The organism is Ruegeria sp. CF4, assembly GCF_056537345.1.
Genome location: NZ_JBQFRJ010000014.1, coordinates 70,744 through 84,276, shown reverse-complemented (window position 1 = coordinate 84,276; position 13,533 = coordinate 70,744). Strand labels below are relative to the sequence as shown.

Annotated in this window: 9 protein-coding genes and 1 tRNA gene; 9 read left to right on the top strand and 1 reads right to left on the bottom strand. The window is 59.1% G+C overall.

From position 1 onward, the window contains the following. Both ACR0NF_RS20220 and ACR0NF_RS20215 read left to right on the top strand, forming a co-directional pair. On the top strand, positions 1 to 628 hold a 628-nt coding region (locus ACR0NF_RS20220; RefSeq protein ID WP_480778826.1), incomplete at its 5' end, for an EF-Tu C-terminal domain-related protein. 356 nt (positions 629 to 984) lie between these two features. After that, the gene (locus ACR0NF_RS20215; protein WP_480470655.1) at positions 985 to 1,170 is read left to right on the top strand and encodes a hypothetical protein; all 186 of its coding nucleotides are present in this window, start codon (positions 985 to 987) and stop codon (positions 1,168 to 1,170) included. A 17-nt stretch (positions 1,171 to 1,187) separates the two neighbouring features. Here the strand turns inward: ACR0NF_RS20215 and ACR0NF_RS20210 are convergent, their stop codons facing one another. Then, a complete protein-coding gene (locus tag ACR0NF_RS20210; RefSeq protein ID WP_480470654.1) occupies positions 1,188 to 1,892 on the bottom strand; it encodes a lysophospholipid acyltransferase family protein in 705 nt (234 codons plus the stop codon). 144 nt (positions 1,893 to 2,036) lie between these two features. On the opposite strand from ACR0NF_RS20210, the gene ACR0NF_RS20205 reads away from it, so the two are divergent. The 7 genes from ACR0NF_RS20205 (at position 2,037) to qhpG (ending at position 13,529) form a co-directional block, all read left to right on the top strand. Then, a tRNA-Trp gene (locus tag ACR0NF_RS20205) sits at positions 2,037 to 2,112 on the top strand. A 227-nt stretch (positions 2,113 to 2,339) separates the two neighbouring features. Next, positions 2,340 to 5,648, top strand: a complete 3,309-nt coding sequence (locus tag ACR0NF_RS20200) for an adenylate/guanylate cyclase domain-containing protein (RefSeq protein WP_480778848.1) — start codon at positions 2,340 to 2,342, stop codon at positions 5,646 to 5,648. Positions 5,649 to 5,771: 123 nt separating this feature from the next. Next, positions 5,772 to 7,337, top strand: a complete 1,566-nt coding sequence (locus ACR0NF_RS20195; protein ID WP_480470652.1) for an FAD-binding oxidoreductase — start codon at positions 5,772 to 5,774, stop codon at positions 7,335 to 7,337. Between the two features lie 38 nt (positions 7,338 to 7,375). After that, a complete protein-coding gene (locus ACR0NF_RS20190; RefSeq protein WP_480778847.1) occupies positions 7,376 to 9,049 on the top strand; it encodes a hypothetical protein in 1,674 nt (557 codons plus the stop codon). After that, positions 9,042 to 10,802 carry a ferritin-like domain-containing protein gene (locus ACR0NF_RS20185; RefSeq protein ID WP_480470650.1) on the top strand — a complete coding sequence of 587 codons (1,761 nt, stop codon included), beginning with the start codon at positions 9,042 to 9,044 and terminating at the stop codon, positions 10,800 to 10,802. The genes ACR0NF_RS20190 and ACR0NF_RS20185 overlap by 8 nt, the downstream gene beginning before the upstream one ends. After that, positions 10,799 to 12,109, top strand: a complete 1,311-nt coding sequence (locus ACR0NF_RS20180) for a radical SAM protein (RefSeq protein ID WP_480470649.1) — start codon at positions 10,799 to 10,801, stop codon at positions 12,107 to 12,109. Before ACR0NF_RS20185 ends, ACR0NF_RS20180 begins: the two co-directional genes overlap by 4 nt. A 4-nt stretch (positions 12,110 to 12,113) precedes the next feature. After that, positions 12,114 to 13,529 (top strand): flavin-dependent monooxygenase QhpG, encoded by a 1,416-nt coding sequence (qhpG, locus tag ACR0NF_RS20175; RefSeq protein WP_480778846.1) that lies wholly within the window; start codon positions 12,114 to 12,116, stop codon positions 13,527 to 13,529. The last annotated feature ends 4 nt before the right edge of the window (positions 13,530 to 13,533 follow it).

The window sequence follows — 13,533 nt, the reverse complement described above, 5'->3', positions numbered from 1 at the left end:
AGAGAAGATCAAGGAACTGATGGCGGCTGTTGATGACTACATCGACACCCCTGAGCGTGAAGTCGACAAGCCGTTCCTGATGCCGGTTGAAGACGTGTTCTCGATCTCGGGTCGTGGTACCGTTGTGACCGGCCGTGTTGAGCGTGGCGTGATCAACGTTGGCGACGAGATCGAAATCGTCGGCATCCGCGACACTCAGAAAACCACCTGTACCGGTGTTGAAATGTTCCGCAAGCTGCTGGATCGCGGTGAAGCGGGCGACAACATCGGCGCCCTGCTGCGCGGTATCGACCGTGACGGCGTTGAGCGTGGTCAGGTTCTGTGTAAGCCGGGTTCGGTTACACCGCACACCAAGTTCGAAGCCGAAGCCTACATCCTGACCAAGGAAGAAGGCGGTCGTCATACTCCGTTCTTCGCGAACTACCGTCCGCAGTTCTACTTCCGGACCACTGACGTGACCGGCACCGTGACCTTGGCGGCTGGCACCGAGATGGTTATGCCCGGCGACAACGTCGGCTTCACCGTCGAGCTGATCGCACCGATCGCGATGGAAGACGGCCTGCGCTTCGCCATCCGCGAAGGTGGTCGTACCGTCGGCGCCGGCGTTGTGTCGAAAATCATCGAGTAAGCCGGCTTTGCCGACTGGTGGGCGGCAGTTGCTCTGAAAGAGCAATGAGAGCCCACTCGGTTGAACTAAAGAAGGTCGCTCCAAATCGGGGCGGCCTTTTTTATTTGATAATCCTTTCGGCGCGGCGTGAGATTATTCGTCGAATAATCTCGGACCCAACCTGGGAACTGAAGAAAGCCATCCAATAGGGGCGGCCCTTTCAATAGAGGAGCGTTCGCGTATCGTTTATTGATCGCTGATTGTGCAATCTTAATCTGTTGCCCACATCTTCCAAAACCTGAACACCCACCTGTGTTCCGAAACAAGAAACGCGGAGCGCGCGTTTAGCGAACCGCAAATACCACGGGGAGATGTTCATGTTTGGTTTTGAATTTCTGAACTACGGAGCACAAATCCTTCACAGCAAGGATCTGGACGATATGCGCGCCGCTATTCTGAGCGATGATGAACAAGAACTAGATTGTAAAGTGAGCGACTTTTGCCGCGAACGTAAGCGCTTTGGACGCGCGCGGGCTGACTGCCCTCAGCGACTGACTGGTTAACTCCAGGACGGATACGTTCAGACCTGCGGTACCCACGGCTCACGGTCGACCATGCGATCTGCCTCGGCCGTGATGTCATTCATATGCTGCTCAAGGCTCACGCGCAGCGCTTCGATCTGCTCTTCACTCGCTTTTCGCGGAACCGGGTCGGTCCATTCGCGGCACAGGAATACGCCTTCGTTGCGCCAGGGGCGCGGCATCAGAAGGCGATCCCAGGTTCCGGCTTCGCGCCCATATCGTGCGGAATAGGTGATGCCAAAAACTCGCTTGCCTGACGTGCGGGCCCAGACCAGTGGGACAGTGGACGATACCCGTTCGGGGCCGCGGGGGCCGTCGGCGGCGATACCGATTGAGATGCCCTGTTTCATCTTGCCCAACACCTCGCGCGACAGGGCGACATGGCGCTTGCGGCTGGACATGGCGATGGTGTCCATACCAAACAGTTTCTGCACACGCCCCACCATGCTGCCCGCACGCGCTGCTGAGGTGATCGAGCAGATACGGCCCTTGTCCAGAGGGAAGAAGTAAGGTGATTGCGCCAGGCGCTGGTGCCAGAGCACCACGATGACCGGTTCGCCTTGCTCGGCCAGTTGGTCCAGCTCTTCGTAACCGATGCGTTGCCAGCGTGTGGTGCGATGGACCAGACGGATATAGCTTGCGATCCGTCGCGCGACCCAGTTCAGTACGGCTTCGCTGTCGGCAATTTTCTTGCGGATGCTCAAGGCTGTGGTCCTCCTGACTGGCCGAGCTTTGTCTTAAAGAACTGCACGCCGGGCGCAACTTTTTTGTCAGCGGGTAAACTGGGCGTAAAAGTAAAAAAGCCTCTTGAGTCCTCTGCTTCACTGGCATATCTGATGGCGCAGCCTAGGGGTATAGCTCAGTTGGTAGAGCGACGGTCTCCAAAACCGTAGGTCGCGGGTTCGAACCCTGCTGCCCCTGCCATTTCCCACATCAATGACAAAAAACCGCCGCATGGCTGCGCCATATCCAAGTTGCCAGTATATGCAATTTACTTGACGTATCGGGACAGAAAGAAAAAGCTTGAACAAGGCTGCGGGACACGCCATCAGAAGAATCCACCTAACGTATTAGAGTCGCTGGGCTTTTGTCGAAGGTGGGGAACCTGACCGGGTAGGGGAACCCGGAGGCGAGCGGGGACACGGGGAAAAATGACTGATCTCGACGTATACCTTGAGGAAATAGGGCTGTCGAAATACGCGCCCGTTTTCGCGTCGAACGAAGTCACGCGTGCTGATCTGGCGCATTTGTCGGAACATGATCTGATTGATCTGGGCTTGCCGCTTGGCCCACGGCGCCGCTTGATGGCAGCGTTGGGGCGCGCGCGCGACAACAACCCTGCGCCAGTTCAGGGCACCGGTAAGATTGTAGCCGAGAGACGGCAGCTGACTGTTATGTTTGTCGACCTTGTGGGCTCGACTGCTCTGTCCGAACGTCTGGATCCGGAAGATCTGGGCGAATTGCTGCGCCGTTTCAAAGAGATCTGTTCTACGTCAGTTGCTCGATTTGGTGGGCATATAGCCAGCTTCATGGGTGACGGGGCGATGATTTACTTCGGCTACCCCCACGCGCTTGAAGATGCTGCGGCGCGCTCGGTTCATGCGGGCCTTGATATTCTGGGCGAACTGGGGCGGATTGAAGGTCAGGAGCAGCTCAAGGCGCGGATCGGTGTGTCGACCGGACTGGTGGTTGTGGGCGAGATTCATGGTGAAGGGCTCAAGGAACATGACGTGGTCATGGGGCGTACACCCAACCTGGCAGCGCGTTTGCAGGGGCTGGCCGAGCCGAATACGCTGATCATCAGCCCATCGACGCGTCGACTGATCGGCAACGCTTTTGACCTGCAGGATCAGGGCTCATTTGCCCTCAAGGGTTTTTCAGAGAAGATTCAGGCATGGATTGTTACGGGACAGGCCCGGATTGAGCGGCGTTTCGACATCATGCCCGATGCCGGTGCCAGCCGGTTGGTGGGCCGTCAGGCCGAGTTCCGCAAGCTCAATGACAAATGGAATGAGGCTCGTCAGGGGGCCGGCCAGACGGTACTGATTACCGGCGAGGCGGGCATTGGAAAATCCCGCCTGATCGAAGGGCTTAGCCAGCAGGCGCAAGCGCAGGAGACGCTGCGTCTGAACTTTCAGTGTTCGCCCTTCCACGCCAACTCGGCGCTTTACCCGATTATTCAGCATCTTGAACGTGCGGCAGGATTTGCGACAACGGACAGTAATGAGGAAAAGCTTGTAAAGCTTGCCCACATTCTGCGTCATCGCTCGCCCGAGCATCAGCGGCTGATCGCGGATCTGTTGAGCGTCGACGCGGACGAGGTGTTGGGGCCGCTTGATCTGCCGCCGCAGATCAAGCTGGAGCGCACACTTGAGGCCGTGACCGAGCAACTGGCCGCATTGGCGCGTGAAAAACCTGTATTGCTGCTGTTTGAGGATGCACATTGGGTGGATCCGACGACATTGACTTTGACCGACCGTGTGATCGAGCGGATCAGAGAGCTGCCTGTGTTGATCGTTGTCACGGCACGGCCCGGTTTTGATCCCGGATGGGGGCTGCATCACAACACCTTGCATGTGCCCCTCAAGCGCCTGACCAACCGGGATGTGGCCGAGATCGTGACCGAAGTTGCGGGTGGCAACGTGGTGCCTGCCGAGGTCTGTGATCTGATCGCGGCCAAGACTGATGGTATTCCGCTTTATGTACAAGAGGTTACGCGTGGCTTGCTGGAATCCGGCCAGCTACGGCTGACGGATCAGGGATATGCTTTGCGCGGGCCGCTGCCATCGCTTTCGGTGCCCAGCACATTGAAAGATTCGCTGATGGAGCGTCTGGACCGGCTGGGTATGGCAAAAGAAGTGGCACAGACAGGGGCGGTGTTCGGACGGCAGTTCTCGATCGCACTGCTGGCCTCGGTGTCGATCCTGTCACCTACGGTTCTGCAAGCGGGTCTGGACCAGTTGTCTTCGGCGGGAATTATCCTGCAAGCGCCGGACGCGACCGAGGACGAGTTCATTTTTCGCCACGCGCTGATCCGGGATATGGCCTATGACAGCCTGCTGCGTACGGAACGGCAGGTGCTGCATGACCGCGCGGCGGGAGCTTTACTGGAAAACCAACCGCAGCTGGCGCAGACCCAACCCGAAGTTCTGGCACAGCATTATTCTCTGGCCCAGCGCACAGACGAAGCTGTGTTGCATTGGCAAAGCGCAGGGCGTCGCGCCATCGAACGCTCGGCTCTGGCCGAAGCCTTGACACATTTGTCTACGGCGCTGGATCAGTTGTCGAAATTGCCCAAAAGTCGTGAACGCGACGTGCAGGAGATCGATATTCAGATCCTGCGCGCAGGTGTTTTGCGATCAACCAGCGGTATTTCCGGTGATGCTACGGGCGAGGCCTATGGCCGCCTGCGCGAGCTCTGCCACCGTGCCGAGCAGACTGAGCGGCTGTTCCCTGTTCTCAACGGTCTATACGCCTTTCATCTGGTGCGCGCCGAATACCGGCTGGCGCAGGAGGTGGCGGCGCAAATCCTTGATCTGGCGGCGGAGAGCGGCAAGACCGAACACCGCATGGTCGGGCACCGCGCCATGGGGGCGGTACAGTTGCACTTGGGAAACCTGACTGAGGCCCAAACACATCTGGAACAGGCCTGGGCGCTGTATGATTTTGATCAGCATAGCCAACTGGCCTATGTTTATGGCACTGATCATGCGGCGATCACCTCGGCGTTTCTGGGAACGTGCTATTGCCTGATGGGGCGCCATCAGGAGGCGTTGCAGGTGCAGCAGACGGCGTTGGATTGGGCCAAAGAGCTTAAGCATGCGCATAGCGTGGCACAGATTCTGGTTTACATGTGCAAGGTCCATCTGCTGGTACGTGATATTCCCGCATTGCTACAAGACGTCGAGGCCCTGTCGACCTTGGCCGAGGAGCATTCGCTGCAGTTTCTGGGAACCATTGCGCGTCTGTGGCGAAGTTGGGCTCGGGCGGTGACAAGCTTTGACCCCGAGCATATCGATGACCTGCGTCAGGCTTCGGAAGACTGGTGGTCGGTCGGGGCTGGCAACTACAAAAGTTTCTTCCCCTCATTGATTGCGGAGATCGAAATCAGTGCCGGTGATCTGGCCGCCGCACAACAAACCATGGCGCAAGCCACACAGGCTTTGCACAAGACCGAAGAGAAATGGGCCGAGGCCGAGCAATTGCGGATCGAGGCCGAACTGGTTGCGAAAACCGGAGGTGACCCCGAACCCTTGCTGCTACGTGCAATCGAAACGGCCCAGCGACAAGGCGCTCGGCTGTATGAATTGCGCGCAGCTGTTGCTTTGACGCAGTGGCGGCAGCGCAGAGGCGAGCCCGCGGGTGGGGTGCTTGATGCGGCGCTGTCGCATTTCGGGCAAAGCGCGGCGGATCAATCAGACTTGCAAGACGCGCGGGCTTTGATGGACACAACCACTTGACCGAAGGGGTCCATTGCTGCCAGCTTGGGCCTCGGCAGATATGGGATGATACCGAAATTTTATCATAGTTGCGTGGGGATATCCGTTTCCACGCCGCCGGTTCATTTGGTGTGAGGAGACCCGATGAAAAAGATCAGCAAAACCCTTCTGGCTAAGGATATCGTGGCGCAAAGCCGTACCGATCTGGCGCTGCGGCAATATCACTCGATCACGCCCGAGCAGATACGCGACTTTGAGAAGAAGCTGATTGGAACGGTCACCCTGCCCACCGACGCTGATTACAACAATGACCGACAGGTCTGGAATCCGGCTTTTCAGGACTATCCCGAGATCATCGTTTATTGCGAGACCATTCAGGACGTGCGCACCAGTCTTGCTTTCGCACGTGAGCATGATCTGTGGGTGGTGGCGCGGTCCGGGCGGCACAGTACGGCGGGGTATTCGGTTAACAATCAGATGGTGCTGGACACCAGCAGGATCCGCTATGTGACCGTCGATCCGGATGTTCCGATGGCCTATGTGGGGCCTGGCACGCCGTTCAAGATGCTGAACTCGGTTCTGAATTCCTATCACCTGCATGTGCCCGGCGGGGCGTGTCAGGATGTCTGTGTAGCGGGTTTCATGATGGGCGGAGGTTATGGTTTTACATCGCGCCGGTTCGGGATGGCTTGTGACAACGTCTTGGGCGTCACCGTGATGCTGTGGGACGGCAGCATCGTGGTTGCCGACCAGGATACGAACCCCGATCTGTTCTGGGCAATCCGGGGCGGGACGGGCAACAACTTCGGCATCCTGCTGGAGATACGGTATCAGCTTCACCCGCTCTACAAGGTCTGGGGTTGTCATATCACCTGGCCGCTGGGCAAAGCCGCCAAGGCGCTGGAGTTCCTGCAAGCCAACTATATGAGCACTTGCGAGGATGACAGGTTCGGCGCCTATATCTTTCTGGCCTATCAGGGGGATAAGAAGGTGCTGCTGCTGTCTGCGCTTTATGATGGGACGACCGAAGAGGGAAACGCATTCGTTCAGCCCTTGCTCAGCGATGAGATCGGCGGCGAGATGGATGAGGGTGACCAGAATTATGGCACCTATCAGGAAATCAACTCGTGGCTTTACGACGACAAGTACGACATTCCCGTGGTACCCGATCAGGCCCGTGAGGACAAACAGGCCGGATACATCAAACGCCAGCTCAACGCGGCTGAATGGCAGCGCGTTGTGGATTACCTCGACAGCACGCCGAATGCCTATGGCGCGGTTGCGATCGAACCCTATGGCGGTGCGATCAACCGGATGCCGCTGGGCAAAGAGGGCAATGCCTTCATCCACCGTGATGTGTCGCTGAACTTTTACGTCGATGTGTTCTGGGTATCAGAAGAGGAAAAAGAGATCGTCGTGCCCTGGCTCGACGGGTTCATGAAGCTGATGACCGAAGAAGGCTATTTCATCGACCGGGTCTATCAGAACTATCCGCGTCGGACACAGTTGAACTATCGCTGGCAATATTGGGGGGAGTATTTCAACTCACTTCTATTCGTGAAGCAGAAGTTCGATCCGAAGAATTTCTTCCACTACCAGCAGAGCATTTCTCCGGTGCCCGACGATGCGCCGCCGGAAATCATCCGGGACACGTCCAAGTCGATCTTCGATGACTGGACGATAACTTATGAGACATATTCGAACCCCTGAAAGCAGGGGCTGCCATGGCCAAACGGGGAGGGCCCAGCATGGATACGATTCAGGAGATTTTCTTTCTGCCACCCATTGCGGTTGCCCGTTTGGGGCCGGGTGAGACACCGCTGGAAAGCTATGAATGGCAGCAGGACATGGATGCCCATGGCAACAACAAGACGGTCATCCGGTCGAACATAACCCTGCGCGAAGTCGAAGATGGCAGTGTAACTGCCTACCTGCCCGATCCCGATACGATCCGCTTTCGCGACGAAGGCGGTGCGCTGCGTCCGGTCGCTCCGTTCTTCGAACTATGGGCGAAGATGCATGACGCCGAAACGGGAGAGGAATATGAGACACCGGTGACGCTGGACCTACTCGACGATCAGGGCCTGTCGCTGCAGAACGTGCGATATTCCGTCACCGTCGGGAACACGAAGGCCGAGCGCCGGACCGGCGATGCGGCTTGCGGGTTTCGCGCGCGGGTCGAGATTGCGGGGCAGGATTTCACCCCGAAACCGCTGCTGGCTTTCAGCCCGTATACCTCTGAGCAGCAACCGATGGTGTATGAACACAACCCGATCCCTCTGGGCTCGATCCGTGTGATGCATCCGGTTCACGGTCAGGATGAACCGGTTGAAGGAGAGTTCATCGACCGCAGCATCCTGCGCCTGCGGTTCATGCCCCCTAAGGGTGAGGTCTATGGCCCGCCGGATGCGGCCTATGGCCCGGCGACGCTGGCGGTGCCGGGGTACCAGAACGACCCGCCTAAATCGGAATATGGGCGCATCCACGAAATCGTGCCCGAACAGAACCGTATTCTGAACCCCGACACGCCATGGTCGAAATGGATCATGATGTCCGGCACCTCGGACGATCCCGAGCCGCATGACAGCTATGATGGCGCGCGCGTCGGCAATGACCAATCCTGGGGCGTGGCTGATGACACCAGCGATGGCGTGATAGAGGCGACTTTGGCCGTGCGCGGCGAACGTCTGACCGCGCGGGCGCAGATCATGACCGGTCCGCCCGATTTTGCGCCCGATGCGCGTCCTTTCTACAGCCTTGAGGATGATCTGGCCGACCGCGATCTGTCGCTGATCTCGGTGACCAAAGACAATTACCGACAGGCCAAGGCCGAAGTGGTCGACATCTTCCGCCGCGCGTTTGAGACCAACAGCCTGATCAACCTCGACGATATCCGGGCGCAGGGTCTGAAGGATAATGCCAAGCTGCAGGCCAAGACCGGGATACCCGTGACGCCGGGCCTGCCGTCAACCGATGCGAAATCCATGACGGAAGAGGACGCGAGGCCGCCCGACAAGATCGACGAGCTGATCCGGCCGCAGCCGATCTCGGTCTTTTCAAATTCAGTACCCAATGACCGGCTGCCCTATACGGTGGCCACAAAATTCGTGCATGAACAGTTGATTGAAGAGGCCAACCTGCTGGATTTCCTGCGACGCCGCCCGGATTTCGTGAAAACGCTGCTGCGCCCGCCCTATGGCATCCTGACCGAGCTTGAGACCGACCCGAACCCGGATCAGGCCCCGAACCCAGATTTCCGCGATCCGCGCATCATCCGCGACTCGATGCACGACGCTCGGATGCCGCCCTACATGCGCGATTCCAATTACTACCCGCTGTCTCTGTCGCGCAGACAATATCATCTGGTGATCTCGTTCATCGACTATCTGGTTGCACAGGAATCGGAGGCTCAGAATGTCTGATCAACCCGGCCAAATCCGCGTCAAACCCCGCAATCTGACCGCCCGTGTAGCCTATAAGGTGCCGGGCAACCCCGACAACACGCGACTGGACGGATCGGTGGGCAATTGCTTTCCCGGTCTGGAAATGGACGTGCGCAACCTCGACCGTCGCTTCTTTCCCGGTCTGGTGTTCAACGCGGTGCGCGTGCCGCTAAACCCCGTGCCTGAGGCGCCGAAGAACTCGCAGGGCTTCCATCTGGTCTTCGTCGATTACTTCTATGACCCAATGCTGCCCGACAACAGCCCCGAAGACTGGGTGCAGACCTTGCTCGAGGCTTATAGCGGCGACATCGGCGCAGAGCTTAGCCAGGGGCGCTGGTTCCTGTCCTGGGTCGAACAAAGCGGCAAGCGTATTACTTTCAAGGACGAAGATGGTAAGCCCTATGACGGGCTGATGATCTGGCGGTTCATCCGCAGTCTGGAACACGGTGATGACAAACCGGTTAGCATCGCGTTGGAGCGCCGTGATCACGAAGGTGAAGTGGATGCGGAGCAGGTTGTCCTGCACGGTTTTCGCCGCCAGTACCGGACCGAGGCGGGCGCGTTCAATGAAGCCTATGATCCCGGTGAACTGACGCAGAGCCTGTGCAACCCGTGGTCCCATGATTTCCGCGATTGCGGCTGCCACTACTGGCCCTCAAACCACCCCGATGTGGTGATGGCTGAGGTGGCGCACGACGATCAGCTGCCCTCGGGCCAGTCGAAGAACCCGATTGAGGCCGAGACATATCTAGATTGGCTGCGCTCGGATAAGTCTCCGTCCGGCAATGTCGCCGCGCTGAATACAGTGGAACAGAACCGCCCCTATCAGATCGACCACTATCAGGTGAACCAGATGTGGAGCGAGTTGCCCATCGTGGTCGAAGGCCGCGAAACGGGCGAAGTTTATGAGGTTGATCCTGAGTTACCGGGTGTTGAGCCCTATGACTCACCTGAGGAGATGATCAAAGACCTCAAGACCCGTCTGGCTGCGATGGAGATGACGCTGAGCCTGCAATATCTCTATGCCTATTTCTCGCTGGCCGACCCTGAGACGGCGGACACCAAGAAATGGCCGACGTTGAAGGATGACTTGATCTTTGCCCGCCGTTCGGTTCTGGAGGTCGCGATTGGCGAGATGACCCATATGCGCTGGGCGAACCAATTGCTGTGGGAGCTTGAGCCTGAGGGCTATGAACCGATCTTGACCCCGTCTGAAACCCTGCCAGCGGGTAAAGGTAAGACGCAGCCCCGCGCGCTGCGGCCTTTGACCGCCGAGGCGCTTGCGGATTTCATCGAGATTGAGCGTCCCGGCGGCTTTATCGACCGCGCTTATGCGCAATGTGTGGCAACGTTGGAGCAAGAGGACTTGTTCCCTGAACGTCGTCTTTATGCGCTGGCGGTGCGGATCGATACGGACGGAGATGAGCATTTTCTGCGCTTCAGTCAGATGAAGGATGTTCTGGCCAAGTATGACACAGGCGAGGGCACACCGGCCTATCTGCGCCAGATCGAGGTCGGAACCGAAGCAGAGGCCAAAACGGCACTGGATCTGTACGCCAAGGTCAAGGACGGGCTTGCCAAGGCATATACGCTTGAAGCCGAAGGGAAGCTGGAAGAGTCTCAGACCTATATCCAGCAAGTGCGCGACGACATGAAGCTGTTCCGGGTCGAGGGCGAAGCACTGGCCGCCAAAGGGATCGGCATTCCGTTCTGGACGGAGGGCAAGGCGTGATCTCACCCGCCGCGCAGGTGCATTTTTTTGACAGCGGGCATGGGGATCACATGCTGGCCGTCGATGGCTCGCGCGTATTCGATGTGCCGGCGGGAACGGCGGGCCGGTTCGCGGCGATGGACAAGACTGGCCAGAGCGCTTTCCTTAGTGCAATGGGTCTGGATGGTGCGCCGTTCATCGACGACACGCCACCTCAGGGCATGCCGGTGCGGTCGCTGTCGCTGGCCGTGGCGCAGAAATGCAATCTGGCCTGCACCTATTGCTATGCGGCGGGCGGAGAGTTTGGCGGCCCCGCGCGGAATATGGATTGGGAAGTCGCGAAAGCCTCGGTCGACCGGCTGGTGGCCGAAGCCGAACCCGGCGTGCGGATCAACCTCGCCTATCTGGGCGGCGAGCCCCTTATCAACCGCGATCTGGTGCAGCGTACTACGGAATATGCGGTGGAGCAGGCGCAGGCAGATGGGCTGAGTGTTGGCTTCTCGATCACCACCAATGGCACCTTGCTGCGCCCCGAGGATGCGGCGTTTTTTGAAGCACATGGATTTGCCGTCACGATCAGTCTGGATGGCGTGGGCAAGGTTCATGACAAGCTGCGTCCCAATCGTGGTGGGCGGGGCAGCTTCGATACGATTTTGAAGCGGGTTGAGCCGCTGCTGGCCGCGCAACGTCGCATGCAGGTCGGCGCACGGGTCACGGTGACACCGCAGAATATGAATCTGCCCGAAACACTTGAACGCTTCGTTGGTATGGGCTTCCATTCCATCGGCTTCTCGCCAATGCTGGCGTCGCCCAATGGCCAGCATGAGCTGGACCGGAACGATCTGGACGAAATGCTGACCCAGATGATCCGCTGTGGTGAGGTGTTTGAGGCGGCGGTGATCCAGGGACGGCGCTATCCATTCTCGAACATGGCGGCGGCGATGCAGGAAATCCATCGCGGCACGCACCGCCCCTATGCCTGCGGCGCGGGCGGTGGCTACTTTGGCGTGTCTGCCGATGGCGGTCTGTTCGCCTGCCACCGTTTTGTCGAAGACGAGGCCGGGGCGATGGGCGACGTCTACGACGGCCCTGACTTGCGGCGGGAAAACTGGCTGGCAGATCGACACGTACACACTCAGTCCCCCTGCAACACCTGCTGGGCGCGCTATCTGTGCGGCGGCGGCTGTCATCACGAGGTCATCCATCGCGGGCGCCCCGCCTGCGATTACATTCGGGGTTGGCTACATTATTGCCTGCAGGCATATGCCCGCCTGTCCGAGATGAGACCAGACTATTTCGGCACACCCGCGCGGGCGGCCTCTGCCTGATCAGATGGTGATAGAGACCGAAATCTGCGTGATCGGTGGCGGCCCGGCAGGTAGCGCTGCTGCACTAAGGCTGGCTCAGCTGGGTCGCCGCGTTTGCCTGATCGAGCGACAACCTTTCCCGCGTCAGCATGTTGGCGAGTCTCTGCCCCCCTCGATCTGGCCGATCCTGAACCTGCTGGGGGTCGAAGAAGCCGTTACGCAGGCCGGGTTTCTGCGCGCCAACGGTTCGGTCTTGCATTGGGCCGGGACGTTCGAGCGTCGGGTCGTCGATGGTGATTACCCCGGCCTTCTTGTAGATCGGGGCCAGTTCGACGCTGTGCTGTTACGTGCTGCGCAGGCGGCGGGTGTTCAGATCGTTCAGCCTGCCCGTGCATACCGCCCGGTGCGAGGGCGCTCTGGCTGGGAAGTGCCGGTCCGCACCGACGCGGGTACCTTTCAGATCCGGGCGCAGATTCTTCTGGACGCCGCAGGACGGCAAGCCGGGTTGAGTCGCCGGTTTCGCAATGCCTCGCGGCCATTATTGGCGCTCTATGCCTATTGGCAGGTGTCGCCGGGCTTCGGTCCACAAGCGCGGATTGAGGCTGGGTCTTCACACTGGTATTGGGGGGCTCTTTTGCCCGGCGGGCTGGTCAATGCGATGGTCTTTGTTGATCCCGATACCTGCAACGGGCTGTCGCCTGCAGATCGGCGCGACCTGTATCTGAATCTGCTGGCACAATCGACGCTGCTATCGCCCTGTCTGGAACAGCGCCGGATCGGACCGGTGCGGCGGGCCGATGCAATCAGCCGGGTTGAGGCAACGCCTCCGACGCGCGACCTGCTAAGGGTTGGAGAGGCCAGCTTTTCGGTCGACGCTCTGTCGTCGCAGGGGGTGCAACTTGCGATGGGGCAGGCGGTGCAAGCCGCGGCAGTGGTAAATACGGTTCTGGAGACGCCTCCGTACGGCGAACTGGCCTTGTCCTTCTATGCTGACCGCCAGATCGAACGGGTGCAGGCCCACGCCGCGCTATCTGCTGATTTCTATGCCCGGCAAAACACTATCGATCCCGCGCCTTTCTGGGCTGAGCGCGCGCAACCGCTGGACTGGTTAAAGCCGCCCCAGTCGGACCCGAACCCCGAGATGTTACGCGACGATCAGATCTTGACCCTGTCCCCGCAGGCAAAGCTGATCACGTCCGGCGTACAGACCGCCTCTCGTATCGAGCTTGGTGTTGTCGTCACTCACCCGAACCTCCCACGGCCGGTTGCAAATCTGGAAGGCGTATCCCTCGGCCCACTGCTAAAGCGACTGGATGGCTCGGCGACCGCAGTGGATATCGCTGCCCGTTGGTCGGGCGTCCTCGATGCCCAGCGTGCGCTGCGCCTTCTGCGCTGGCTCTGGTATCATCGCATTCTGATCCCTGCCGCTGATCGGATGTAATCAC

What these genes read in the sequence shown, in the direction of transcription:
- ACR0NF_RS20215 (WP_480470655.1), top strand. Translation starts at nt 985, where the DNA reads ATGTTTGGTTTTGAATTTCTGAACTACGGAGCACAAATCCTTCACAGC.
- ACR0NF_RS20200 (WP_480778848.1), top strand. Translation starts at nt 2,340, where the DNA reads ATGACTGATCTCGACGTATACCTTGAGGAAATAGGGCTGTCGAAATAC.
- qhpG (WP_480778846.1), top strand. Translation starts at nt 12,114, where the DNA reads ATGGTGATAGAGACCGAAATCTGCGTGATCGGTGGCGGCCCGGCAGGT.
- ACR0NF_RS20190 (WP_480778847.1), top strand. Translation starts at nt 7,376, where the DNA reads ATGGATACGATTCAGGAGATTTTCTTTCTGCCACCCATTGCGGTTGCC.
- ACR0NF_RS20195 (WP_480470652.1), top strand. Translation starts at nt 5,772, where the DNA reads ATGAAAAAGATCAGCAAAACCCTTCTGGCTAAGGATATCGTGGCGCAA.
- ACR0NF_RS20185 (WP_480470650.1), top strand. Translation starts at nt 9,042, where the DNA reads ATGTCTGATCAACCCGGCCAAATCCGCGTCAAACCCCGCAATCTGACC.